This is a genomic window from Sorangium sp. So ce296, assembly GCF_051529605.1.
GTDB classification, from domain to species: Bacteria; Myxococcota_A; Polyangia; order Polyangiales; family Polyangiaceae; genus Sorangium; species Sorangium cellulosum_D.
In genome coordinates this window covers 13,360,360-13,385,752 of record NZ_CP150325.1, presented here as the reverse complement: position 1 = coordinate 13,385,752, position 25,393 = coordinate 13,360,360, and the positions used below count along the sequence as shown (strand labels likewise).

The 25,393-nt window shown below is 74.0% G+C and carries 17 protein-coding genes; 6 read left to right on the top strand and 11 right to left on the bottom strand.

Annotated features, from left to right (window positions below):
* Nucleotides 1–186: 186 nt before the first annotated feature.
* Together WME98_RS49420 and WME98_RS49415 are read left to right on the top strand one after the other, a co-directional pair.
* A complete protein-coding gene (locus WME98_RS49420; RefSeq protein ID WP_437948469.1) occupies nucleotides 187–1,002 on the top strand; it encodes a hypothetical protein in 816 nt (271 codons plus the stop codon).
* A 130-nt stretch (nucleotides 1,003–1,132) separates the two neighbouring features.
* Nucleotides 1,133–2,686 carry a serine/threonine-protein kinase gene (locus WME98_RS49415; RefSeq protein WP_437948468.1) on the top strand — a complete coding sequence of 518 codons (1,554 nt, stop codon included), beginning with the start codon at nucleotides 1,133–1,135 and terminating at the stop codon, nucleotides 2,684–2,686.
* An 18-nt stretch (nucleotides 2,687–2,704) separates the two neighbouring features.
* On the opposite strand, the gene WME98_RS49410 is transcribed toward WME98_RS49415, so the two are convergent.
* Nucleotides 2,705–3,661 (bottom strand): LysR family transcriptional regulator, encoded by a 957-nt coding sequence (locus tag WME98_RS49410; protein WP_437948467.1) that lies wholly within the window; start codon nucleotides 3,659–3,661, stop codon nucleotides 2,705–2,707.
* Nucleotides 3,662–3,821: 160 nt separating this feature from the next.
* Here WME98_RS49410 and WME98_RS49405 point away from each other — a divergent pair, with 160 nt between their 5' ends.
* Nucleotides 3,822–4,676: an SDR family oxidoreductase gene (locus tag WME98_RS49405; protein WP_061625151.1), complete on the top strand. Its 855-nt coding sequence runs from the start codon at nucleotides 3,822–3,824 to the stop codon at nucleotides 4,674–4,676.
* 24 nt (nucleotides 4,677–4,700) lie between these two features.
* On the opposite strand, the gene WME98_RS49400 is transcribed toward WME98_RS49405, so the two are convergent.
* Together WME98_RS49400 and WME98_RS49395 are read right to left on the bottom strand one after the other, a co-directional pair.
* Nucleotides 4,701–5,645, bottom strand: a complete 945-nt coding sequence (locus tag WME98_RS49400; protein WP_061625152.1) for a bifunctional methylenetetrahydrofolate dehydrogenase/methenyltetrahydrofolate cyclohydrolase — start codon at nucleotides 5,643–5,645, stop codon at nucleotides 4,701–4,703.
* 244 nt (nucleotides 5,646–5,889) lie between these two features.
* Nucleotides 5,890–6,696 carry a hypothetical protein gene (locus tag WME98_RS49395; protein ID WP_061625153.1) on the bottom strand — a complete coding sequence of 269 codons (807 nt, stop codon included), beginning with the start codon at nucleotides 6,694–6,696 and terminating at the stop codon, nucleotides 5,890–5,892.
* Nucleotides 6,697–7,385: 689 nt separating this feature from the next.
* Between WME98_RS49395 and WME98_RS49390 the strand changes: the two genes are divergently transcribed.
* Nucleotides 7,386–12,314 (top strand): MG2 domain-containing protein, encoded by a 4,929-nt coding sequence (locus WME98_RS49390; RefSeq protein ID WP_437948466.1) that lies wholly within the window; start codon nucleotides 7,386–7,388, stop codon nucleotides 12,312–12,314.
* A gap of 52 nt (nucleotides 12,315–12,366) precedes the next feature.
* Here the strand turns inward: WME98_RS49390 and WME98_RS49385 are convergent, their stop codons facing one another.
* The gene (locus tag WME98_RS49385) at nucleotides 12,367–13,941 is read right to left on the bottom strand and encodes an endo alpha-1,4 polygalactosaminidase (protein WP_437948465.1); all 1,575 of its coding nucleotides are present in this window, start codon (nucleotides 13,939–13,941) and stop codon (nucleotides 12,367–12,369) included.
* Nucleotides 13,942–14,193: 252 nt separating this feature from the next.
* Here WME98_RS49385 and WME98_RS49380 point away from each other — a divergent pair, with 252 nt between their 5' ends.
* Nucleotides 14,194–15,705: a sigma 54-interacting transcriptional regulator gene (locus WME98_RS49380; RefSeq protein WP_437948464.1), complete on the top strand. Its 1,512-nt coding sequence runs from the start codon at nucleotides 14,194–14,196 to the stop codon at nucleotides 15,703–15,705.
* Nucleotides 15,706–15,723: 18 nt separating this feature from the next.
* Here WME98_RS49380 and WME98_RS49375 read toward each other — a convergent pair whose 3' ends face one another.
* The 6 genes from WME98_RS49375 to WME98_RS49350 form a co-directional block, all read right to left on the bottom strand.
* Nucleotides 15,724–17,277 carry a hypothetical protein gene (locus WME98_RS49375; RefSeq protein ID WP_437948463.1) on the bottom strand — a complete coding sequence of 518 codons (1,554 nt, stop codon included), beginning with the start codon at nucleotides 17,275–17,277 and terminating at the stop codon, nucleotides 15,724–15,726.
* Between the two features lie 536 nt (nucleotides 17,278–17,813).
* Nucleotides 17,814–18,668, bottom strand: coding sequence for a formylglycine-generating enzyme family protein (locus WME98_RS49370; protein ID WP_061621597.1), 855 nt, complete (start codon nucleotides 18,666–18,668; stop codon nucleotides 17,814–17,816).
* Complete coding sequence (locus WME98_RS49365) at nucleotides 18,668–19,717, bottom strand: hypothetical protein (protein ID WP_437948462.1); 1,050 nt, start codon at nucleotides 19,715–19,717, stop codon at nucleotides 18,668–18,670. The genes WME98_RS49370 and WME98_RS49365 overlap by 1 nt, the downstream gene beginning before the upstream one ends.
* Nucleotides 19,718–19,721: 4 nt before the next feature.
* Nucleotides 19,722–21,461, bottom strand: a complete 1,740-nt coding sequence (locus WME98_RS49360) for a serine/threonine-protein kinase (protein WP_437948461.1) — start codon at nucleotides 21,459–21,461, stop codon at nucleotides 19,722–19,724.
* Nucleotides 21,462–21,853: 392 nt separating this feature from the next.
* Nucleotides 21,854–22,333: a hypothetical protein gene (locus WME98_RS49355; RefSeq protein WP_437948460.1), complete on the bottom strand. Its 480-nt coding sequence runs from the start codon at nucleotides 22,331–22,333 to the stop codon at nucleotides 21,854–21,856.
* A 335-nt stretch (nucleotides 22,334–22,668) separates the two neighbouring features.
* Nucleotides 22,669–23,064, bottom strand: coding sequence for a VOC family protein (locus WME98_RS49350; protein ID WP_061626224.1), 396 nt, complete (start codon nucleotides 23,062–23,064; stop codon nucleotides 22,669–22,671).
* 255 nt (nucleotides 23,065–23,319) lie between these two features.
* Between WME98_RS49350 and WME98_RS49345 the strand changes: the two genes are divergently transcribed.
* Nucleotides 23,320–24,351, top strand: a complete 1,032-nt coding sequence (locus WME98_RS49345; protein ID WP_437948459.1) for a hypothetical protein — start codon at nucleotides 23,320–23,322, stop codon at nucleotides 24,349–24,351.
* A 72-nt stretch (nucleotides 24,352–24,423) separates the two neighbouring features.
* Here WME98_RS49345 and WME98_RS49340 read toward each other — a convergent pair whose 3' ends face one another.
* Complete coding sequence (locus tag WME98_RS49340; protein WP_437948458.1) at nucleotides 24,424–25,392, bottom strand: formylglycine-generating enzyme family protein; 969 nt, start codon at nucleotides 25,390–25,392, stop codon at nucleotides 24,424–24,426.
* Nucleotide 25,393: the final 1 nt, after the last annotated feature.

Genomic DNA, 25,393 nt, shown 5'->3' with positions numbered 1-25,393 from the left:
GTGCGCTCCTTAGCTAGCGTCTCTTCCGCCGTTCGCCCGTGCGGATCCAGCCTCTGCCCGCCGCCGCGGCGCTGCACGACGGCCGCGCGCCGGCGCGCATCCCGACCGAACCGGGTTCAGCCCTGTACAGCCGTTCGCGCGGCGTGGTAAACGCCTGAGCAGGTCTCAGCGAGAGAGCCTGCTCGAATGACCAGCCAGAAACCCCTTCCGAACGTCACCGCCGCCCGCGCCGCCGGGCTGGCCGCGCTCCTCGACGCGACGGATCCCGCCGCGGCGGACGAGCGCGCCGGGATCGCGGAGCGGCACTTCGAGCGGGCGCGGCGGGCGCGAGCCGCGCGGCGTCAGGCGCCCGCGACGCCCGACGCCGGCGCCCCTTCGCCGCCCGGCGGCGCGCCGGCCGCGGAGAGCGCGCGGGAGTACCTGCACGCCGCGCCGACCCGCTCGCCGGTGCTGAACGCCTTCCTGAACGAGCTCGGCGCCGAGCGCGAGGCGCTCGTGCCGGCGAACGTCCACGTCTTCGACGAGCACACGCTCGCGCCGAGGCTCGTCGAGATCGCCCGCGAGCGCGTGGTCTCCATGCTGCTCGCCGTGGGCAGGACCGACGTCGCCCTGACCCTCGCGCAGATGCCGCGGATCGCCAACGAGCGCGCCGCGCGGCTCTTCATGCGGCAGGCGGTGCACGTCGGCGGCGATCTCGGGGCGATCACGCGCGACTACGCACGGCACTACCGGCGCTCGGGCGCCCCGGACCGCGACGACCAGCGCGCGGCCTGCATCATGGCCACGTTCGCCGGGCGCCTGAGCGCCATGGCGGAGAAGCTCCTCGGCCCCCACGTGCGCGCCGAGCTGCGGGCGGCGCTGGAGCAGCTCACGTCGCAAGGCGGCGCTCCCGCGCGGCGCGCGCGGGCGAGCGAGCTCCGGGCCCCGCAGGGCGCTGGGCGCGCCGCCGCCCCGACGGCGGCGCTCGGCGCAGGCGCGACGAGGCGGCCGAGGGGCAGGTAGGCGGCTCGCCCTCTCCTCGGCCGGATCCTGTTGCGAGGGGCCCGTTCGTTTGCTTCGTTGGGTGCGAGGCGGCCCGGAGCTCAGGCTCCCGGGGCCTCGGGGACGTCATCCCAGCGAGAGGCCGAGGCTCATGAGTTCGCTCGCAGAAGGCAGTGTCATCGCTGGAAGATACCGCCTCGAGCGGATGCTCGCGCGGGGCGGCATGGGGGCGATCTGGGTGGCCCGGCACGTCCAGCTCGACGCCGCGGTGGCGATCAAGCTCATGGCGCCCGAGTACGCCGCCTCGTCGACCGCGCGGGCGCGCTTCGAGCGCGAGGCGAGGGCGGCGGCGCAGCTCAAGATCCCGAACGTCGTCCACGTGCACGATTACGGGATCGAGGGCGAAACGCCGTTTCTCGTGATGGAGCTCCTCGACGGAGAGGACCTCGAGACGCGGCTCGCGCGCGAGGGGCGCCTCTCGCTTTCGGCCACGTTGAGCGTCGTCGCGCAGGTGTGCAAGGCCCTGCGCCGCGCGCACGAGACGGGGATCATCCACCGCGATCTCAAGCCGGCGAACCTGTTCCTCGCGCGCCAGGACGACGAGGAGATCGTGAAGGTCCTCGACTTCGGGATCGCCAAGGCCCAGGGCACGCTGCTCGCCGGCAAGGAGACGAAGACGGGCACGCTCGTCGGCTCGCCTTACTACATGAGCCCCGAGCAGGTGCGCCGGAGCAAGACCCTCGACTGGCGCAGCGATCTCTGGTCGGTCGGGGTGATCGCCTATCGCTGCGTCACCGGCAGGCTCCCGTTCCCGGGCGAGGAGATCGGCGAGGTGTTCGTGGCCATCTGCACGGAGGACGTCCCCCTCGCGTCCAGCCTCGCGCCGGAGCTCGGGCCCGAGGTGGACCGGTTCTTCTCGCGCGCGTTCATGCGCGAGCCGGAGCGCCGGTTCCAGAGCGCGAGCGAGCTCGCCGAGGCGTTCAGCGCGGCGGCCGCCGCGCCCGGGGCGGAGACCGGAGCCCCACGGCCGCCGGCGCCCGCGGGGGGCGCGAGCCCGGGCGCGATGGGGGCGAGCCCAGGTGCGATGGAGGCGAGCCCAGGCGCGATGGGGGCGAGCGCAGGCGCGATAGGGGTGAGCGCAGGCGCGATAGGGGTGAGCGCAGGCGCGATGGACTCGGACGGCGCGTTCCGATCCACGCTGCCGGCCGCCCCAGGGGCCCTCCCGTGGGGCGCGCCGGGCAGCGGCGCCGGCCCGGGCGGCGCACCGGCCTTCCAGGAGACCGCCAGCACCCTGGCGCCGTCCGGAAGCATCCTCGTCGTGCCGCCGGGCAGCGGCCGCCGCGGCTGGGTCCCGCTCGCCTTCGGCGCGAGCGTGCTCGCGCTGGGGCTCGTCACCTACGCCGTCCTCCGCGCCACCGCGCCGAGCGACGCGCCGGCGTCGCGGCCCGATCCGGCGGGCTCGCCTGCTTCCGCGGCCGCGCAGCCCGCGACACCGCTCTCCCCGGCAGAACCCTCGCCGACGGCGACGGAGCCCTCGCCGCCGGCCGCTCCCAGCGCCTCCGCCGCGGCGAGCGCTTCTTCCACCCCCGCCGCGTCCACAAGCGCTTCCGCAACCGCGCCGCATTCACCAGCCCCACGGAGAGGCACCCCGCCGCAGCCCGCCAGGCCAAGGACCGCTCCCGACGATCCCACCGATCACATGTGATCTCCTCGCGGGGGCTCCTCACGCGCTGCTTCGATCGGCGCCCGCCCCTCCCGCCCGCCGGCCGCGCAGCGCGGGACCCAGCCGCTCGCGCACGAGGTCGACGAACACCCTGACCTTCGGCGACAGGTGCCGCGTGCCGGGATAGACGACGTGGAGCGGCACGTCGGCCGGGCTCCACGCGTCGAGCACGCGCGAGAGGCGCCCCTCGCGCACGTCCAGCTCGCACCGCATGGCCGGCAGCACCGCGATGCCCACGCCCGCGAGCACGATCCGGTGCAGCACCTCGAGGTTGTTCGCCGTCGCCCGCGGCGTCACGCGCACCTCCGCGCGCCGCGCGCCGCGGTGGAGCACCCACCGCGCGCCGGGCGGCTCCCCCGCGCGCGCCCCCGCGGACACGAGGACGTCGTGCCCCGCGAGGTCCGCCGGCGCGCGCGGGGCGCCGCGCCGCGCGAGGTACGCGGGCGCCGCCACGAGGTAGCGCGGAAGCGCCCCGAGGCGGCGCGCGACGAGCGACGTGTCGCTGGGCGCGCCGAACCGCAGCGCCACGTCGAACCCCTCGGCGACGAGATCGACCACGCGATCGGTGCAGACCACCTCCACGCTCGCCTCGGGGTGATCGCGCAGGTACTCGGCGACCACGCCGCCGATCCACCCGAAGTGCAGCGGCGCCGTGATCCGCAGGAGCCCGCGCGGCCCGTCCTGCATCTGCGTCACCGTCCGGTCCGCCTCGTCGAGATCGGCCACGATGCGCGCGCAGCGCTCGTAATACGCCGCGCCGACGTCCGTGAGGCTGAGCTTGCGCGTGGTCCGCCGCAGCAGCTGCGCGCCGAGCCGCGCCTCGAGCTCGGACACCTTCCGGCTCACCGTCGACTTCGGCATCCCGAGCTCGCGCGCGGCCCGCGTGAAGCTGCCCGCCTGGACCACCCGGGTGAAGACAGCGATCTCGTTGAGGTCGGGCAGCATCGATTGTCCCATGTATGGAACGAGTTTTCCTACAGGTCCACACTAATCAAACCCATGGAACAGTCGTAGGTTCGCCCCAGAACGGGTGGCTCGGCCCGGTCGAGAGCGCGATTCGGCGGCTCGACCGCGATTCACGGATCGATCCGAGGAGCCCACCTGGAAGGAGACACGCATGTACTTGGTCACGGGTGCCACCGGGAACGTCGGCAAGGAGCTCGTCGAGGAGCTCCTCGCCGCGGGCGAGAAGGTCCGGGTCTTCACGCGCGACGAGCGCAAAGTGGCCCACTGGGGGGCCAGGGTCGACAAGGCCGTGGGCGACCTCGCGCGACAGGACACGATCGCGCCGGCGCTCCAGGGCGTGAGGGCGGCGTTCCTGCTGCCGGTCGCGGAGGCCGACGGCATCGATCACGTCCGAGGCTTCCTCGCGGCGGCGCAGGCGAGCGGCGCGCCCCGCGTCGTCCTCCTGTCGAGCATCAGCGCCGGCGCGGCGGAGGTCGAGCTCGCCCGCCGCCACGCCGAGCGGGAGCACCTCGTCAGGTCGTCCGGGCTCCGCTGGACCTTCGTCCGCCCCGGCACGTTCATGTCGAACACCTTCCAGTGGGCCCGGTCCATCCGGGCCGAGCGCGTGGTCTACAACCCGCACGGGGACGGCAAGACCGCGCCCATCGCGCCGCGCGACATCGCCGCGGTCGCCGCGCGCGCGATGACCACGGAAGAGCTCCTGGGACAGGCGCTGGAGGTGACGGGCCCCGAGCTCCTCAGCACGCCGGATCAGGTCGAGATCCTCGCGCGCGTCCTCGGCACGCCGCTCCGGCGCGTGGATGTCCCGGTCGAGGCCGCCCGGCGGAGGATGATCGAGGCCGGGGCCCCCGCGTCGCTCGCCATGGCCGTCGGCGAGCTCATGGAGCGCATCCGCGCGGGGAAGGGCGCCCTGCAAACCGACACCGTCGAGCGCGTGACGGGGCGGAAGCCGAGGACCTTCGAGGCCTGGGCGCGCGAGCACGCGCGGGTGTGGGCCGGGGGCTGACGCGAGCGAGCGCGGGCGCCGGGCTCACCCGGTCGGGTGGGTGTTCTTGTAGAGACGCAGGCTGTTGCGGATCGCCATCGTCACGGTCATGGGGCCGACGCGCGGAACGAACACGCTCGCCTTGGTCTGGATGTCGTCGCTGAAGTTCTTGAAGGTGGAGAAATTGATGCAGAGGCTGCCCTCGCGGATCTCGGAGGCCTGCACGTGGGGGAAGCTCCGCGAAGGCACGCCGGTCACCACGATGTCCGCCTGCCGCAGCGCGCCTGCCCGGTCCACCATCGTCTCGTGCACCTCGTGCGTGCCGCCGGACGAGCTCGGGACGAAGAGCAGGGCACCGTCGATGTCGAACGAGGTCACGTGCGCTCCGTCGTGCGCCATCATGCTCGCGAGCGGCCTCCCGACGACCTCGCTGCGGTTGAAGATGCACACGCTCCTGCCCTCGAGCGGCCGCTCGCCCTGGCCGAAGAAGCCGGCCGCCTCGACGAGCTTGAGGATGGCCAGCGGCGTGCAGGGCAGGATCGCCTTCTTCGTCTTCGCCTCATCCAGGAAACGCTGGTTCCCGTACAGGCAACGTGCCCAGTACGTGTGGAGCCCCTCGATGTCCTTGGACGGATCGACGCTGTCCCGCAGATAGACGTCCTGCTCCGTGCCGAAGATCGGGTAATAGACCATGATCCCGTGCACGCCCGCGTCCTCGTTCGCCGAGCGGATGGCGGACTCCGCGCTGAGCCGCGTGGCGTGGCGGATCTCGAAGCGCACCCCCACGTCCTCGCACGCCTTGCGCGTGTACTCGGCATACGTGTACGAGGGCCCGTGATCCGCCGCGAGCACACCGACCAGGAACAGCGGCTCAGGCAGGGCGGCGAGCTCCGCCCGGATCTCGCGACGGAACGTCTCGGCCACCGCGCTCGGATCGAGAACCCTGGCCGCGCCCGTGTCCCGGCTCGGCGGCTTGTCGTGTGGATCCATCGGGGGGCGGAGACGAGCACGCGCCAGCATCGATGTCAAGGCTCCGACGGTCAGCTCTCTCTCTCTCGGCCGGCGCGAGCTCGACTCGGACGCTCCCTGGCATGGAGTCCCGCGCCGCTCTCTTCCTGGCCCTCGCGCGCTCGTGGAGGAGGCCCTCGCTCGCGCGATCAGGGCCGGGAAGAGGGCGCGCCGAGAGCGGCGCTCCGGTCGAGAGGAGCGTCGGTGAGCGGCCCGGCGCGCGCGCTCAGCGGGAGGGGCGCTGCCGCTCCGCCCCCGCGGCCGCGCCCGCGTCGACGGGCTCGGCGGCGCGGCGGTCGGCGGCCTCGCCGGGGCCGCTCGCGCCGGGGACGTTGAGGACCATTCCGCCCTTGTCGCGCAGCTCATCGACGAAATCCGCGCCGAACACCTCCTCGGGCGTGTCTCCGTCGAGGCCGCCCATGCCCGAGAGCCCCTCGAGGTCCGCGAGGTTCCCGTCGCGGCGCCTGGGCGCGGGGCGCGACCGCAGGACGTCGTCCCGGGTCACCGTCAGCGCCACCACGTCCTCGCGCATCACGTCGATCCACGACGCGGGGAAGTCGGCCTCGGCGCCCGCCGGGCCGCGCACGCGGAGCCGCGAGATGTCATTGCCGGGGTCGTTCGCGCCGATGCCCACGAGCTGCACCTCGGCCTCATCGGCGGTCATCACCCGCGTCTCGGGGCCGAGCTCGACCGTGTCGTCGGTGACCCCCAGCGCCTCGTCCAGCGCCTGCCTCTGCTCGGGCGGCTGCGGGACGAGCGAGGTGTCGACCCGGCCCGCCGGCTGCGCCGTCGTCCGCCCCTCGTAGTACCGAGGCAGCGAGAGGAGCTCGTCTCGCCCCGGCCGCAGGCGCAGCTGGCCCCCCGCCGTGCCCTGCACGAGATCCATCGAGACCAGGAGCTCTTCGCTCGAGAGGGGCGAACGGAGCACCACATGGGTCAACACGCCCCGTTCCCGGTCGACAAGGACCCGGTCGAGCACGCCCGCGTCGAGGCCGCCTCCCGCGATCACGGGCATATCGAAGTCGATCTGCATGGTTCCTCCTGAGCGAAGCGCCTCTTGCTCGAACGGGAGCCTTGGACGCTCGCACGCCGATGTCCAGGGGAGCGCCGGCGAGCGTCCGCCCCGGCGCAGGAACATCGCCGGCGCGCCGTCCGCCTCGCGCACCGCCGCCGATGTCGCGCGCCGAGCGGGCGACCCCGTCCCATGGACCGGGCCCGCGTGATGTGATGGAGGGGGCGAATGCGAACACGCGATCTCGATAGGCGATGTGGCCAAGACCAGCTGTCCTGTGCACGGCCATCGGCTCGGTCGTGGTCAACTTTGCCCAGAGAGAGTCCACATGAAGGCGGGAAGGCGGGAAGATCATTAAGGTTTCTTCCCGCCTTCCCGCCTTCATGTTCGAATTTGACCACTGCTATCGGCTCCTGTTGGGCCGCCACCATCGATGACGCGCTTCACGGCGGCCGCGCCTTCCGACCAGGCCACGTGCGGCCGCGACGCGCCGTCGTCCCGTCGCCCCCGCCGCGAGCGCGGGGCCCGCCCCCACGAGAGCAGCGCTGGAGGCCCTCCGGGGAGCCGGATCCGGGGCACAAGGTGGCACAGCCCCCGGGACGACCCGCGTCTATTCCCGCGGAATTGCTGCTTCGATAGCCTGGTACATCCCATGCAACCTACGCGCCGGCCGCTGGGGTGTGCCAGCGCCGTTCGGGAGGACTGGATTCATGCGCGCACGCTTCGATGCATTTCGCCGACGCTGGAGCTCACCCCACCTGCTGGCCGTGCTGGCGCTGACGCTCGCGGGCGCGGGCTCGGGCGCGGCTTGCTCCTCCGATGAGGAGGTCGAGCCGCCCTTCGGCCGCCCCGATCAGCCGCGAAACGGGACGATCGAGGTCGACGAGGCGAAGCTGCGGGGCGTGATCGAGGAGGGCGACCTGCGCCTCCAGATCCCGGTGCGCAACCTGACCGCCGGGGCGACGCGCGGCCACCTGCGCGTGACGCTCGTCGATCTCGCCGCGGACGAGGAACGAGGCACGACCGAGGTGGACGTCGACATCTCGAGCTCGGCCGCGGCGACCGCGGAGGCTCGCCTGCCGGCGCCGGCCGTGAGCGCGCAGCCGGGGCTCGCGCGCTACCTCGTGCGCATCGACGACGGGTCGGAGAAGGGGCTGCTCGTGACGCGGAGCCTGCTGCGCGTCATCCCGCCCTACGACGTGCAGCTCGAGGGGCCGGCGCGCGTGGTGCGCGGGCGCGCGGCGAGCTACCGCGTGCGCGCGACGGACGCCTTCAGCCACCAGCCCGTGCCGAGCGTGGAGGTCGAGCTCGCCGTGGGCGAGGGGGCCGCGGCGCGGGAGCTCCGCGGGACGACCGACGCGCTGGGCGCCGCGGTGTTCGAGGTGGAGCCCGGCGAGCTCGGCGACCTCCCCGTCTCCGCGCGGGCGCTCGGCTTCGGCGTGAGCGCGGTCGTCGACGAGCGCGTCACCGTCGAGGGCCCCGGCCCGAAGCTGCTCCTCACCACCGACAAGCCGCTCTACAAGCCCGGCCAGACGATCCACCTCCGCGCGCTCGCGCTCGAGCGGGGGAACAACGCGCCGCTCGCCCGCGCGCCGGTCACGTTCGAGGTGGAGGACGGCAAGGGCAACAAGATCTTCAAGAAGCCGATCGTGACCGACGCCTTCGGCGTGGCCGCCACGACGTTCCAGATCGGATCGATCGTGAACGTCGGCGAGTTCAAGGTGCGCCTCGTGAGCGGCGAGACCACGACGGAGAAGACCGTCACCGTGGGGCAGTACGCGCTGCCGAAGTTCGAGGTCGCCGTGAAGACCGACCGGCCCTGGTACAGCGCGGGCGACACGCTGACCGGCACCATCGACGCGCGCTACTTCTTCGGCAAGGACGTCGCCGGCGGCAGCGTGACCATCGAGGCGGCGTCGCTGGACGTCGGTCAGACGACGTTCCAGCGCATCATGGGCACGCTCGACGCCCAAGGGCATTACGGGTTCAGCCTGACGCTGCCGCAGCACCTCGCGGGCCTGCCGCTGGAGCAGGGCGACGCGGCGGTGACGCTCACGATCACCGTCGCCGACACGGCGGGGCAGGAGGTCACCAAGGCGATCCCGGTGAAGGTCGCCGCGGACGTGGCCTCCCTCGTGCTCGTGCCCGAGGCGCGCGAGCTCGTCCCGGGGGTCCCGAACACCCTGCTGCTCTTCGTCACGGATCCGCTCGGCGAGCCCCTCCCCGAGATCGATGCGGTCATCACGGCGCCGGACGGCGCGCGGCTCACCGCGCGCACCGACGCCTTCGGCCAGGCCGCGGTGAGCTTCACCCCGCCGGTCGGCGCGGCGGACGGCGAGTTCTCGGTCCGAGCGACGGTGGGTGAGAAGGCGGTGCAGCAGAAGTTCTCGTTCGCGGCCCAGGCGGGCGGCGAGCACCTGATCGTGCGCACCGATCGCGCCGTGTACGAGGCCGGCGAGACCATCGAGGTCGCCATCGAGTCGAGCGAGGAGACCGGCAGCGTCTATGTCGACTGGCTGAACGACGGCCAGGCGGTCGACATGCGCTCTCTCGAGCTCGAGGGCGGGCGCGCCCGCTTCAGCATGCCGGTCGACGCCGGGCTGCTCGGCAATAACCGGGTCGAGGCGTACCTGGTCGACGACGACGGCAACCTGGTGCGCTCGGGCCGCACCGTCTTCGCGCGGGGCGACTCGGCGCTGAGCATCGAGGTCGACGCCGACAAGCCCCTGTACGCGCCGGGAGAGACGGCGACGCTGCGGCTCTCGGTCAAGGACGACGCCGGCAACCCGAAGGTCGCGGCGGTCGGCGTGCAGGTCGTCGATCAGGCCGTCTTCGCGCTGGTCGACGCGCAGCCCGGGCTGCTCCGCACCTATTTCGAGCTGGAGGACGAGTTCGCGAAGCCGAGCTACCAGATCCGCGGCCCCTCGGCGAACCTCCAGAACCTCCTGTTCAGCGCGACCGCGAGCGAGGACCCCGAGCAGGCCGAGGCCGCGCAGCGCACGACCCAGGCGTCGCTCGCCGCGCTCGCCGGCACGTCGGTGACCGGCCTCCAGGCGCGGACCTGGCCGGCCGTGCTGGCGAAGGTGAAGACCGAGCTCGAGCCGTTCTACGAGCGCCAGCGGGGCGCGCTCCGGCCCGTGCTCGCCGAGGCCGCGGCGGCCGCCGTGGAGGACGTTCGCAAGCTCGGCTGCGATCCAACGCAGTACTACTGCGACGGGCAGGGCGAGGTCACCGCGCTGTTCGCGGGCCGGATGGCCGAGCGCCTCCGCGCCTTCGACGTGTGGGGCAACGCGTACCGGGTGAGCTCCACCTGGAGCGGGCTCACGGTGCTCTCGTCGGGGCCCGACGAGGTCGCGCAGAGCGCGGACGACGCGGCGATCGCGTTCGAGTTCGCCGATCTCGGGGTGGACGTGCCCGCGCCGAATTGGCCCGAGGCCGCCGAAGGCGACGGCGACTGGGCCAACGGGGGCGCCAGCGCCGGGGCGGGCGGCGGCGGCGTCGTCGGGGACCCCGGCGGCGGCGGCGAGAGCGGGCCGCGCGTCCGGCGCGAGTTCCCGGAGACCCTGTATGTCAACCCGAGCGTGATCACGAACTCCGACGGCACGGCGACCCTGAGCATCCCGCTCGCGGACAGCATCACCGAGTGGCGGCTCTCCGCGCTCGCGAACTCGGCCGACGGCAAGCTCGGCGGCGTGCAGAGCGGCTTCAAGGTGTTCCAGGACTTCTTCGTCGACGTGAGCTTCCCGGCCACGCTCACGCGCGGCGATGAGGTCGAGTTCCCGATCGCCGTCTACAACTACCTCGAGACGCCGCAGACGGTCGATCTCAGCCTCCAGCCGGGGAGCTGGTACACCGCGCTCGGCGCGACGACCGCGCAGGTGTCGCTCGCGCCGGGCGAGGTGCGCGGCGTCCGGTTCCCCGTGCGCGTGGACACGGTGGGCGTCAACGCGCTCACGGTCACGGCGCGGGGCACCGAGGGCGCCGACGCCGTGGCGCGCACCGTGCGCGTGGTCCCGGACGGCAAGCCGTTCGCCGAGAGCAAGTCCGGGATGGTCGAGGCGGGCAGCGTCACCCACGCGCTGTCGTTCCCCGAGGGCGCGGTCGTCGGCTCGAACCAGCTCTATCTCGAGATCTACCCCGCGTTCCTGTCGCAGGTCGTGAGCGGCATGGACAGCATGCTCCAGGTGCCGTCGGGCTGCTTCGAGCAGACCACCTCGACCACCTGGCCCAACGTGCTCGTGACGCAGTACATGAAGCAGACGGGCCAGATCACCCCGGAGATCCAGATGAAGGCCGAGTCGCTGATCTCGGCGGGCTACCAGCGCCTGCTCACCTTCGAGCACGCCGGCGGCGGGTTCTCGTGGTTCGGCGAGCAGGACGGGCACCCGTACCTGTCGGTCACCGCGTTCGGCGTCATGGAGTTCGCCGACATGATCAAGGTGCACGCCGTGGACGAGGCGATGCTCGCCCGCACCGTGGCGTGGCTCGCCGGCCAGCAGAAGACGGACGGCACGTGGGAGGGCGATCAGACCGAGTTCTTCAGCTTCCACACGGGCACGCTCCGCAACAGCGCCTTCGTGCTCTGGGCGCTCGCGAGCGCGGGGTACGAGGGGCCCGAGATCGCGCGGGGGCTCGAGTACCTGGGCAGGTCGTTGCAGCCGGCGACCGACGACCTGTACACGCTCGCCATCGCGGCCAACGCGCTCGCCGTGGCCGCGCCCTCCGGCGCGCTGACCGACCGGGTGCTCGACGCCCTCGACGAGCGCAAGACGGCCGAGGTGGGCGCGATCTTCTGGGACGACGGCGGCACGCAGACCGCGTTCTATGAGGTCGGGGACGACGCCAAGGTCACGACCACCGCGCTCGCGGCGCACGCGCTGCTCTCCGCGGACGCGCACCGGTCGAGCGCCGACGGCGGCGTGAAGTTCCTGACCGAGTCGAAGGACGCGAACGGCAACTTCGGCTCCACCCAGGCGACGATCTGGAGCCTGCGGACGCTGCTCCTCGCCGCGAGCAAGGGCAGCGAGGGCGCCGTGGGGTCGCTGGCCGTCGCGGTCGACGGCGAGGCGGTGAGCACCGTCGCCCTGCGCGAGGACCAGGCCGACGTCATGACCACGGTCGACCTCACGCACCTCGCGACCACCGGCGCGCACGAGGTCACGCTCGCGTTCGAGGGGGAGGGGAAGCTCAGCTACAACCTGGTGAGCCGCCACCACCTGCCCTGGAGCGCGGTCCCGAGCGACGGGGGAGGGCCGCTCTCGGTCAGCGTGAGCTACGACAAGACCGCGCTGTACGTGAACGACATCGTGACCGCGTCGGTGGACGTCCGGAACACGACGAGCTCGGCGCAGAGCATGATCCTCGTGACGGTGGGGCTCCCGCCGGGCTTCCAGGTCCTGACCGAGGATCTCCAGCAGTACATCGCGGCGGGACAGCTCTCGAGGTTCGAGATCACGGGCAAGCAGCTGATCCTGTACGTGAAGGAGATCCCCGCGGGCGGCGCGGCGAGCTTCGATTACCGGCTGCAGGCGACGATGCCTGTCCGGGCGGAGGACGGCGGCGCCGAGGTGCACCCGTATTACCAGCCGGAGCAGCAGAGCTTCTCCGGAGCGCAGGTGCTGGAGGTGAGGGGGGAGTGAGCGGCTGACGGGCGATGGCGCTGGCCGCCGGTGGGCGGCCAGCGCTCGCGGCTCAGGGGCAGGCGACGCGCCAGGCGTCGAGATCGAGCCGCTTGATCAGCGTCGAGAGCCCGAGCGGCTTCGTGTCGGCGCAGACGGCGTTCGCCTGCGACGCGGCGACGTACTCCGCGTGGAAGACCGCCTTGCCGGCGCGGATGAACGGCGTGAGCATCTCGCACTCGTCGTACGCGTGGCACTCCTCGTTGAGCGCCCAGTCGAAGTGTCCGACGAGGTCCCTCACCTGATCGAGGTCGTTCTTCAGGCCGATGGACAGCCCGCGCGCGTGCGCCTCGGCGGCCAGGAAGCGGTTGTAGTCGAGCTGCGTCGCCGCGGTGAGCGGGAAGCCGGAGCCGTTGGTGTAGCCGTCGACGTTGTCGGGCTCCACGCCGTCGCAGCGCTTCTGCACCGCCAGGTCGAGCCGGGCCTTCATGACGTCGCGCACGCCGGCGCTGCGGGTGTCGAGCCACCGCTCGCCGGGCCACCCGTCGAGCGGGTTGCCGAGCGCCGCGGCGGGGAACCTCGACGCGTCGCTGCGCCAGTCCTCGGAGCTCCCCGCGCTGAAGTAGCAGATCACCTTTTTCCCGGCCGCGCGCAGGGCGTCGATGGTCGCCTGCGGGGCCTCGAAGAGGTCGATATCGTACATGGCGACGTCCAGGCTGGTGTCGATGGTGCCCGTGAGCTGCCACTGCCACGTCGTCCCCGGGGCGGGCACCCAGACGCCGGTACCGCCACCGGAACCGCCGCTGCCGCCGGAGCCGCCGCTGCCGCCGGAGCCGCCGGAGCCGCCGGAGCCGCCGCTGCCGCCGGAGCCGCCGCTGCCGCCGGAGCCGCCGCTGCCGCCGGAGCCGCCGCTGCCGCCGGAGCCGCCGCTGCCGCCGGAGCCGCCGCTGCCGCCGCTGCCGCCGCTGCCGCCGCTGCCGCCGCTGCCGCCGGAGCCGCCGCTGCCGGTCGAGCCGCCGCCGGTCGCGCCCGTGAGGACGAGATGGTCGAGCTGCGAGCTGTCGGCGGAGCTGGCCGTCGCATACCGGATCTTGAGCGCCCCGCCCGACACGAACCTCGCATGAGGCGCCGGCAGGCTCAGGCTCGCGCTCGTCCAGGACCAGTCGCCCGCGAACGCGTTGTCGCCGATCGGGACCCACGCGCCGGCGGCCGCGTCCCAGGCCTCGAAGGTCCAGCGCATCGCCGACTTCGCCGGGCCGCGGTAGTTGACGCCCAGCGCGAGCGACGAGAGCTGCGCCGCCGACGTGCCCGCGGGGAGCGCGTACTCGCACGTCGCGCTCGTCCTCGGCGCGAACTCGACGTATTTGCTCCACACGTCCTGCTCGCCCGTGAGATCGGCCGTCGCGAGCGCGGCGGCCGTCTGCCCGGCGCCGATCCTGCCGCGGCTCACCGTCAGCTTCGAGCACGCCATCGTGAAGGCCCCGCTGACCGCGTCGCCGCTCGCCCCCGAGGCGACCTCCGCGTCGACGGCGGGATCCGCGCCGCACCCGGCGGCGGCGAGCGCGGCGGTGAAGCACACGACGGCGTGGGCGCGGCAAAGCGCGCTGCGGATCGCGAGAGCGGACGCCGGACGGCTGGAATAAGTCATGGATTCTCTCCTGGTTCGTGGGCTCGTGAAGCTCGGCGCACGTCGGCGCAGGGCGTCTCGCGACGCACCGGTCCCCGCGATGGCTCCCGGCGACGGCGGCTCCCGCATCGTCTCCGTGCGCGCCGGAGCGGCATTGCAAGGCGGAGGCCAGCGCGCGGACGGCGCCTCTCCCCGCGATCTCGCGCCCGCGCCGCGCGGCGCCGTCGCTGAGGGTTGCGCAAGCTTCGTACACGTGCGCATCCTTCGGACGGCATGGCGGAGCGAGACCCTCGTCGACAGCCAGCCCCTCCGTCCGGCGAGGCGCCGCCGCCCCTCGGGGCCGAGGTCGCGACCGAGCTCGAGGCCGCGGAGGGCGCGGGAGGCCGGACGCCGCAGGGGCAGGCGTCGCTCATCGTGCGCACCGGCGACGGCGCGGCGCGGGTCATCGACCTGACCGACGGCGACGCGGTCGCGATCGGGCGCGCGCCGGAGTCGACGGTCTGCGTGGACGACCCCCGCGTCTCGCGCAACCACGCGCGCATCGCGCGGCGCGGCGACGCCCTCGAGCTCGTCGATCTCGGGAGCCGCAACGGCACGTCGGTGAACGGCGCCGCCGTGCGCGGGGGCGAGCGGCTCCTCGCCGGCGGCGACGTGATCCGCGTCGGCCCGGCCGAGATCGTCGTCGCGATCGCCGCGCCAGCGCTGCTCTCGCGGCCCGCGCCGGCGGAGGCCGCGCCGGCCGGGGCGGCGGACGCGCTCTCCGGCGCCGGCTTCGTCGTCGCGGACGAGGCGATGGTGAAGGTCTTCCAGGTGGTGCAGCGCCTCGCGCGCGCGCAGACGACGGTCCTCGTCCTCGGCGAGACGGGCGCGGGGAAAGAGGTCGTCTCCGAGCAGATCCACCGCGCGAGCCCGCGCGCCGGCGGCCCGTTCGTCCGGCTCAGCTGCGCGGCGCTGCCCGAGACGCTGCTCGAGAGCGAGCTCTTCGGCCACGAGAAGGCGGCGTTCACCGGGGCCGATCGCCGCAAGATCGGCTATTTCGAGGCGGCGCAGGGCGGCACGCTGCTGCTCGACGAGGTCGGCGAGCTGCCCCTCGCCATGCAGGCCAAGCTGCTGCGCGTCCTCGAGAGCCGGCGCATGGCCCGCATCGGCGGCACGCAGGAGATCGAGCTCGACGTGCGCGTCGTGTGCGCCACGCACCGGGATCTCCCGGCCGAGGTGGCGGCCGGGCGGTTCCGGCAGGATCTCTACTACCGCATCAGCACGTTCGTCCTCCGCGTCCCGCCGCTCCGCGAGCGGCGCGCCGAGATCGCGCTGCTCGCGCACCGCTTCGCGCAGCAGGTCGCCGAGCGCATGGGGGAGCCGGCGCCGCGGTTCGCGCCCGCCGCGATGCGGCTGCTCGAGGCGCACGCGTGGCCCGGCAATCTGCGCGAGCTGCGCAACGCGGTCGAGCACGCCGTGGTGCTGGCCGAGGGCGGCGTCATCGAGGTCGAGCACCTGCCGGCCACCGTGGCCGGAGCCGACGCGGCGCCGGCGAGCGTGGGCGCGCCGGCGAGCGTGGGAGCGCCGGCGAGCGTGGGGGCGCCGGCGAGCGTGGGAGCGCCGGCGAGCGTGGGAGCGCCGGCGGAGGGCGCGCCGATGCCGGCGCGCCTCGCCGAGCTGGAGAAGAAGAGCATCGAGGACGCGCTCGCCGCCGAGGGGAACAACCAGACGCGCGCGGCGAAGCGGCTCGGCATCTCCCGGCGCGCGCTGCTCTACAAGCTGGACAAGTACAACCTCCGGCGGTGAGCGCGGGAGCGTTGCCCCTCAGCGCCAGTGGAAGTCCCAGTCCTGGTTGGCCGCGTCTGGCCAGCACGGGTACATGCCGACCTGCGCGCCGGGATACGAAGCGCCGCCGAAGATATCGACGCACTGCCCGAGCGACTTGATAGGACCGTTCAGGTAAAAGTACTCGTTGTAGAGGCCCTGGCCGCAGCCGTCCCACAAGACGATGGGGGAGCCCGGTACGGGCATGCCGCCGGATACGTTGAGACACCGGTCGACGGCGAACGTGGCCTTGATCTCGCCGGCGAGAAAGCTCAACGACTGGTACGATGCGGTGTTGATGCACGGCTTCAGCGTCGGCCGCGTGCCGAGGGCCGGGGTGCCGGGCGGCACGTCGACGCAGAGGTTGGTGCCGGTCAACTGCAGCCGGCTCGTCGCCGTCGCCGTCCAGCGCTCGCGCGTCGACGGCACCTCGCCGCAGCGGCGCACCTCGAGCATCGCGCCGGCTGTCGTGCCCGTGGCGACGACGCACATGTTGCCCATGGCCCGCAGGCGCATGCCTTCGAACGAGAACAGCTCGTTGGGCGCGCCATCGATCAGACCCCACGAGATGAGCGGCGTTCCAGACGTCGGCGAGACCACGCCGCCGCTGACGTTCATGGCGAGCATCTCTCCGTCGAGGGTCGCCCGGAGGTGGTTCCCGCCGGAGGAGTGCGGCAGCTTCGACCATGTGTCGTTGGGGGCGTTCATGCACTGCCACGCGAGGAGGTTCTTGCCCCACTCGGCCGTGCCGCCGTCGATGTTCAGGCAGCGGCCTCCGAGCCCCACGATCGAGCCGCCGTGCTTGCGCCCATAGACGTTCTGTGCGCCGATGACGTCCCAGGGAGACAGCGTCCGACTCGTGTCGGCCAGATTGCCGCAATACGTGGCCGCCATGATCGAGTCGGTGTCGGCCACCGGCGTCGCTTTGCTGGCGCCGGGGTGGGCGACGCCGCAGTAGCCGCTCGGCAGGCAGACCTTGCCGTCTCCGCTCGCGCACTGGGCATCGGACGTGCATTTCATGCATTGCCCCGTCCAGTCGTCGCGGTCGAACTCGTGCGAGAAGCCGAGCGCGTGTCCGAACTCGTGCATGGCGACGACCTCGACGCGGCTGTCGGCCGTGTCGAGCGTCATGTGCCGCGCGCTGCTGGGCCCCGGATAGCCCACCCCGCTGCTGCTGTTGCCTCTCGCGGTGAGGTGGACGACGAGATAGCCGTTCGTGTTCGAGCCGCAGGGGCCCCAGTCTTCGAACTTGATGTCTGCCGCCCGCTGCCACGAATTGTCGACCGCGTCGCGGGCTCGAGCGAAGTACTGGAAGCGCCGCTCTCGCTCGGCGTTGGGCACCACGTCGTCGATATGGTAACACACCGGCACCCAGCCGCCGGGCCAGGGGGTGCCGACCAGCTGGAGCGCGTCGTGGGTCGACGCGAGCGGCTCCTCGTTCGCGGCCGCTTCGTAGCCCGGCTCGCTCGGTCCGCAGCCGGCGAGGGCGGCGGAGATCGTGGCGATGGAGGCGGCGGCATGGCGGATGACGAGCGATGCAAATTTATGTTTCATCGAATGTGTCCTTCGTTCTTCCGGCTGCACGAAAGCGAATTTGTGTTTCATCGAATGTGTTCTTCGTTCTGCTGGCTGCATGAAATGTCGAATCGAATCGCACGGGCCGGCGAGCGCTCGGACGCGCCGAGCGCGACGGCTCCGCGCTGGATGAGGGAGCTCGCGGGCGGCGTGCGCCCGGTGTGGCTGGACTCGAGCAAGGCTGTTCCGAGCCTCGCCAGTCGGCCTGCGCCGGGCGGGATCGCCGCGAACGCCTCACCGTCCTCGAGAGAGGTTTATGCGCGCCGCCCGCCGCGGCTGACATCGCGTGTCGTCGCCTTCATCGCTCGCTGCCCGGCGGCCGCGCCGCTGCCGGCCCGAGGCGCCCCGTCGGGAGGGCGCTCCTCGGCGGGGCCGCGCTCGCAGGTGTCCTTCAGCCCCCGGATGCGCGCCCGCTCGAGGCCCTCGGCCCGCGGCTCGCAGCCAGCGCGCTCCGTCGCCGTCGGAATTCGTACCGCCGGGTCAGCGAGCCCTGGCGGGGTTCCTCGCGCGCGCCGCTAGCCGCTGCAGCAGCGGAACCCGATCGTGTGATCCGTGTCGGCGCGCTCCCGCACGTCGCGCGCGTCGCACCGGAGCTCGTCGGGCGAGCCCCCGCTGTCGAACGCTCCGCCCCGGGTCCGGCACAGGTCGCCTGGGCCGGTGTCGTCCGAGCACGCGTCTTCCCACTCGCGGACGTTGCCGCTCATGTGCTGCAGGCCGAAATAGCCGCCCTCGCACGCCATGCTGTCGTCGTCGCCGACCGGCACGGTCGCCACCCCGTCGCCGTTGCAGTGCTCCGTGTCGAGCTCGCCGGTGGAGTGTTGGAGCGTGCCTCCGTGGCTGCACGCCTCGAACCACTCGCCCTGCGCCGTGTCGCCGCCGTAGGGCAGCGGGCCGCCGTGGATCTCGCCGCAGAGGCGCTTGCCGAGGCTCTTGCAGTAAGCGCGGGCGTCGCACCAGTCGACGCAGGTGGCGGGGTGCAGATCGTCCTCGCGGCGCGTCTTGCACACGTCGGGCGCGCCGGGCCCGGTGTCGAACGCGAAGCTGTCGTTGAACAGGCAGAACGGCTCCTGCGCGGCGACGTCCGGCTGCGCGGCGAGGAAGGCGCGGTAGGCGGCGTTCGACACCTCGGTCCGGTCGACGCAGAACGAGCTCTCGATCGTCACCATGCCGACGGGGCACTGGCAGACGTCGGTGACGCACGAGGACGTCGCGCAGTCGGCGTCGGCCTCGCAGGGCTGGCCGTACAGGCACGAGGCGTTCGCGGCGCCCGGCTCGCAGGTGAGGCCGTGCAGCGGGCGTACGAGCGTGCACGCCGAGGCGAGGGCGGCCGCGAGGGCGGCCGCGGCGGCGTGGGCCGGCCGGAGGCGCATCAGAAGGCCCCCTCGACGCCCGCGGCGGCGCCGGCGACGAACGGCCGCAGCGCCGGTCCGGGCGCGGCGGCGCCGGCGTTCGGCGGCCTCGCCGCGGCCGGCCGCGTCAGGTAGAGCCACGTCGCGGCGCCGAGAGCGAGGACGCCCACGCCGAGGCCGACGTCGGCGATCGCGTGCTGGACGCGGATGGCGCGCACGTCGTCGCCGGGGCAGCGCGGGGCGCACGTGGCGCGCAGGTCGGCCTCGGCGCTCAGCGAGAGCGCGCCGGCGACGACGAACACGGCGAGCCCCGCGGCGCCGAGGGCGCCGGAAGCCCACACGAGCCCGGGGACCGCGGGCTCCTCGAACGGGGCGGCCGGCGGGGCGGGCGGCGCGGCCGTGGGCGCGGGCGGCGCGGCCGTCGGCGCGGGCGGCGCGGCCGTCGGCGCGGGCGGCGCGGCCGTGGGCGCGGGCGGCGCGGCCGTCGGCGTGGGCGGGGCGGGGGGCGAGCCGGTCGAGGCGGGCGTCGGCGCGGCCGCCGGCGGCGGCGGAGAGGCCGGCGCGCCGGCCGAGGATGCGCCCAGGGTCACGGTGATGGCGCGGTTCTTCTCGCCTTCGCGGATCAGCACGCGCTCCTCGACGGCGGGCCCCGACGCGGGCTCGTACCGGAAGGTGTGCGGGCCGGGATCGACCGGCAGCGCCTTGCCGTCGAGCGCCGCGGCGAGGGGGCGCCCGTCCACGAGCACGCGCACGTCGAGCCGCTCCCGCCCGTGCGCGTCCTTCGCGGCGATGACCACGGTGGGCAGGCTCTTCTCGACCTCGGCGAGCCATGGCCCGCAGTCGGCGACGGCGGCCGCCGGGCAGGTGGGCTGCGAGCAGGCGATGAGCGCCTCCCGCGCGGCGAGGAGCTTGCCGTCGCGGCGGAGGCCCTGCGCGCGCTCGTAGGCGGCGGCGCACGCCCGCTTGTGAGGTTGGGCGTCAGCGCGGGCGCCGGTGAGGGCGAGCGCCGCGGCGACGGCGAGGGCGAGCGGGCGCGCGGGCCGCGCGCGGGCGGGAGAGGAGGCGTTCATCGGGTCACATGCACTCGGGCTTGAGCCGGCGTATGCCGGCCTTGTCCACGGTGTAGGGCGGAGAGCAGCGCTGGGCGTCGGCGCCGGCCGGACGCGGCGCGGGCGCGGGGGCGCGCGCGCTCGCGGCGGTGCGCGCCGGCTTGCGGGCGGGCGCGGTCGCGGCGGCGCCCGGCGCCGGCGGCGTGGTCGCCGCGCTGCCCGGGCTCGGTGCCGGCGGCGTGGTCGCCGCGCTGCCGGGGCTCGGCGCCGGCGGCGGGACGGGAGCGGCGGGCGTGGCGCTCGTGACGTCCGCCGGGCCGGGTGCCGGCTGGGCCGAGGCCGGTGGCGCGCCCGGCGCGCCGGCGCCGGCGGGCTGCGCCGCGGGCGTGTGGGCCGCGCTCGCTGCGTTCTCCGGCCCGGGCGGGCCGCGGCGCGCCCACTGCACGGCGAGCGCCGCCGCGCTGCCGAGGAGCACCGCGCCGAGCAGCGCGAGGACCGGCCGCGCGCGCCTCGACGTCGCGGCGGGCGGAACGTCGCGCGGCCCGCCGTCTCCCGGGGAGAGCGCCACGGAGAGCCCGCTGGACGTGGCGGATCCCGGCGGGGGCGCCGCCGCGAGGACGACCTCATCGAGGGCGCTGGTCGGGATCGCGGGCGCGGTCTCGGCCAGGCCGCCTGCGCGCGGGCCCGTCGACCGGGGCTCGTCGCGCCCGCGCTGGAGGTCGCTCCCGCTCTGGAGGTCGCGCCCGCTCTGGAGGTCGCGCCCGCGCGCGCTGCCGGGCTCGCGGCCGCTCTGCATGCCGGGCTCGCTCGACCCGCCGCGCGCCGGCGTCCCCGCGCCGGCCAGCGCCGCGCTGCCGGGGGCCGCCGCCGAGGCGCCCTCGATCTCCGCGACGCGGGCCGCCCGCCGCGCGAGCGCGTCGCCGGCGAGCTCTTCCACCCACTCGCCCACCGCGCGCGGCGACGCGAGCGGGACCGCGTCCTCGACGGCGATCGCGAGCTCGCGGGCGGTCGGGTAGCGGCCCTCGGCGTTCCGCTCGAGCGCCCGGAGGACGATCGCGTCGAGGGCCGGCGGCACGTGCGCCGCGAGCGAGCTCGGGGGCGGGATCGGCCGCTCGAGCACGGCCCCGAGGATCGCGGCCTCGTCGCCGCCGTCGAACAGCCGCTGGCCCGCGAGCGCCTCCCAGAGGACCACGCCCGCCGCGAACACGTCGGTCCTCCGCGTCACCTCGCCGCAGAGGATCTGCTCGGGGGCCATATAAGCCAGCTTTCCTTTGATCTGCCCGCCGCGGGTGGTGCTGAGCCGCCCGCGCGCCTTGGCGATGCCGAAGTCGAGCAGCCGCGCCGTCCCGTCGACGCCGACGAGCACGTTCTCGGGCGAGACGTCGCGGTGCACGATGCCGAGCGGCTCGCCGGACTCGCTGCGCGCCTCGTGGGCCGCGTGCAGCCCGTGGAGCGCTCCGCACGCGATGCTCGCGACGACGGGGATCGGCGCCGGCGCGCCGCGGTCGCGCGCCGCCCGGAGCAGGCGCGCCAGCGACTCGCCCCGCACGTAGTCCATGACCAGGAACGCCTCGTCCTCGGCGACGAGGAGGTCGATCGTGGCGACCACGTTGGGGTGCTGGATGCGCGCGACGATGCGGGCCTCGTCGCGCAGGCTCTCGGCGATCTCGGGCGCCGCGGCGAGCTGGGGGTGCAGCCGCTTGATGGCCACGGTGCGCGCGAACCCCGCCTCGCCGACGAGCCGGCCGAGGTGCACGGACGCCATCCCGCCGGACGCAATCGGGCTGTAGAGCAGATACCGCCCGATTTGCCTCGGATGCGACGGCTCCGACCACATGCCCGGGCGATGATACACGAGCGCGCCCGGCGCCGCCGCTCGCGAGGACGGCCTCGCCCGCCGGTGCGTCCGCGAGCCTTGCGGAGCCGATCTCCTGGATCGCGCGCTCTCACCCGCGGCGCTCGCCGCGAGGGTCGAGGGGGCGGGGGAGAAGCGGGGCGGTGAGCGCGCCTCCGGAGCCCGCCGAGGCGGGCCCCGGAGGGCGCGCAGGGAGCAGGAGCCTGCGCGCGCGAGGCGCCGTGACGAGCGACACGGATCGGACCCAGGGCGCGACGAGGCCATGGGCGCGCTCGGCGGCGCCGCGAGCAGGGCGGCTCGGATCAAAAGGGGATGGTGATGTTCCGGTGAAACGTGAGCGTCACGACGCCGATGCCGGGGATGTACCTGGTCATGACCGGGCCCTGGCAGGCCATGTCCCAGGATGTGTCGAACCTCCAGGGGAAATACCGGATGTGGAGGACGCCAGTCGACGAGACGTCGATGGTGAGCTCGTCGGCGCTCTCGGCGTCGAACCGCTGGTCCGGATCGGCGGCGGAGCTGCGATCGGAGAACAGCTGATCCGCGCGGCCGACGAGGGCGCCGCCGTCCGTTCTCTTGAGCCATCCTCTGGAGTGCGTCACCTGCCGGACGCCGTCGCGGTGGATCGTCATGTCGATCTCCCACCCCAGCTGGCCGTAGATCCGAGACACCCTGTCCTGGACGAGAGCGCGGCAGCTCTCGTCGGCGCGCGCGAGCGGCTCGACGGCCGCGGCGCTGGCGAGGAACGTGAACAGGGAGAGCAATGCAGTGCGAACGATCATGGGATCTCCTTTCGTCGGTGGCGTCGCGCGGCGAGGTCGGGGCGTCGCATCCGCCCACGAGGAACTCACGTGCAGGCGGCGAGCCGAGGAGACCCTGGGTCTCTCAGCCCGCCTTCCTGCCTCGTGCTCGGAGCGGACCGCCCGCCCGCGACATCCCCTCTGCGGCGCACGCCAGGCGCTGAGGCCGGCGCTCCTCGCCGCGCGCTCCCTCTACGCGGGAGCGCCGGGCGGGTTTCGCCGATCGAGGTGATGGTGGGGGCTGCCCGGCCGGCGCTGTCGGGCGCCTCGCCCGCGCTCGCCCCGCGGCTCGGCTCCGGTGCGCGCGGGCGGGGACGTCAGCCCTGCAGCGACGTGCTCGGCTCGACGAAGCAGAGGCGGTAGCCGTCCGGGTCGGTGACGACGACCTCCCGGGTATGCCACGGCTGGTCGCGCGGGCCATCGACGGCGGCGCCGGCGGCCGCGGCGCGCGCGGCGATGGTCTCGATGCCGAGGTCGCCGGTCGCGCTGAAGCAGACGATGACGCCGAGGCCGCGCTGGCCGGCCAGCGAGACCCCCGGCGGCGTCGCCACGAGGAAGAGATCGGCATAGCGCGCCCAGCGCAGGTGAACGAACACCGGATCCTGGTGAACGCGGGTGAAGCCGAGGAGCTCGAAGAACGAGGCGGAGCGCTCCGCGTCGGCCACGAGGAGCTTGACGTAGGCGGGCATCACGTAGGGATCGTCGCTGTGCATGGTGGCTGGGCGCGAAGGTGCGCCGCGCCGGGCCGGAACGCAAGCCGCGCCTCGGGCGGCGCAGGCGGCCGCGGGTCGCGCCCTCGGCGCCCCCGGGCGCCAGACGGTCGTCTCGGCCCGGGCCGGCGCGCCAGACGCGGCCGAGCATCGGTGTCGATCGAATGTGCGAATGAAATTGTGTGGTCTCCGTAATGCCCCTCGACACCGCTCGTGACGACGCGCGCGATACCGCAAAGTGTCCGTTGGAGCCCTGGTGTGGTATCGGCGGCAATCATGCATTTCCGGCTCGATCAGCTCGCCAAGAACATCCTCCGGGACTTCTTCGTGCTCGTGGGCGCAGCCGAGACCGAGGTGGAGGTGCCGGCCGGGGACGCCCAGCGGATCGACGTCTGGCACGTGCCCGATCCGGCGCTATTGCGCGCGCACCCCGAGATCGAGCCGGGCCTGCTCCGCTCGATGGCGGCCGAGGCGGGGATGGTGGAGGTGTTCAGCGCCGCGCCGGGCGCGGCCGAGCTCCACGGCTGCATGCGCAAGCGCTACCAGTGGCACCACACGCTCGAGCTGCGAGCGGAGCGCGCGCTCCAGCTGCCGTCGGCGTGGATCGTGAGCGCCGGGCGCCCGGACGGGGTGCTGCGCGACTTCGGTTTCGTGCAGGACGCCTCCGGGCTGGAGGGGCTCTATGCGGGGCCGGCGCCGGGGTGGCGGATCCATGCCGTGGTGATCGCGGAGCTGCCGCGCGTGCGGGGGACGGTGCTGCTGCGCTTGCTCGGCGCGCCCCGGGTGCGCCGAGCGGCGCTGCGGGATCTCGCGGCGCTCCCCGAGGACGCTTGGGAGCGCCGGGTGGCGATGCCGTGGCTCGTTCGGTTAAGCTTCGAGGTGCCGGAGCAGCTCCTTCCAGGGCTGCCCTCCGTGGAGAGGGATTTCATCATGGAAACCCGGGAATGGTTCGAACAGTTCACCGCGCGGAAGGTTGAAGCGGGGGTGGAAGCGGGGCTGAAGGAGGCGGTCAAGGAGGCGAAGAAGGAGGCGGAGCGGCGCGCAGAGGAGGCGCTGAAGGAGGCGGAGCAGCGCGCGGAGGAGGCGAGGAGGGAGGCGGAGCAGCGCACGCGGCTTCGGTTGACGGCGCGGATGTGCGAGCTCCGGCTCGGCAGGCCGCTTACCGAGGCGGAGACCGCGGCCCTCGGGGAGCGGCTCGCCCGGCTGCAAGAGACCCGGGTGGCGGAGGTGCTGATCTCGTTCTCGGCGGAAGCGCTGGCGACCTGGCTCGCCGATCCGAACGCGACGTAGCGCAACGGCGCCGGGCGACGGATCCGCCGGACCCGATGGACGCCGGCTGACGCGGCGCGATCTCGATCTACGCTACGGGGCCGCCTGCGCCGCCGGCTCGACGACGCAGCGGATGCCGAGGAACCCGCAGCGGTAGGTCGCCTCGAAGCCGCCGGGCCGCGCCGTCCTGACGAGCGGCGGGATGCCGTCGCGCCAGCTGCCGCCGCGGGCGACGCGCATCTTGCCCTTGCCGTCGTTGGCGCTCGTCGTCCACTCGAAGACGTTGCCGGCCAGGTCCTGGATGCCCTGGGGGCTGGCGCCGGCGGGGAAGCTCCCCACGTCGCACGCGGTCTTGCGCACGGTGCCGCCGCCGGACCAGCAGAGCTGATCCTTCGGGACCTCGCCGCCCCACGGGTACGGCCGCGCCTCCTCGCCGCCGCGGGCCGCCCACTCCCACTCGTCGTCGCGCGGCAGCCGCTTGCCCTGGGCCGCGCAGTAGGCCTCGGCCTGCGCGAAGTCGACGCAGACCATCGGCTGCTTCTCCTTCCCGGCGACGCCGTACGTCGACGCCTCCTGGGCGCAATTCGCCAACGTATCCGTGCACTTGCCCGCCTTGACGCACGCGGCGTAGGCCTCGGCGGTCACCTCGGTTCTGTCCATGCAAAGGTCGGCCACGGCGGCCTTCACCTTCAGCGGGCCCATCACGAAGCTGCCGCCGGGGACCCGGGCCATGCCGTCCGGGCATCCGTCCGAGGGGGGCGACGCCGGGGCGGAGGCCTGCCCGCTGCCGGCCTGCGCAGCGGCCATATCGCCGCCGGCCTGCGCGGCGGTCGCGCTGGCGCCGGCGGGCGCCGGGGCCGCGTCGGACCCGGGCTGGGGCGACGCCGGGGCGGTCGCCGCGCCGCCGGAGGCGTTCGGCGGCGCCGCCGCCTGTGTGACGGGCGAAGGCCCGTCGGGCGGGGGCGCGGCCGGGGAGGCGCCGCACCCGGCGGCGAAGACGCCGCACGCGACGGCAGGGAAGAACAGCGCGGAGAGGACGAGGGGCGTGCTGTGGGATCGCATG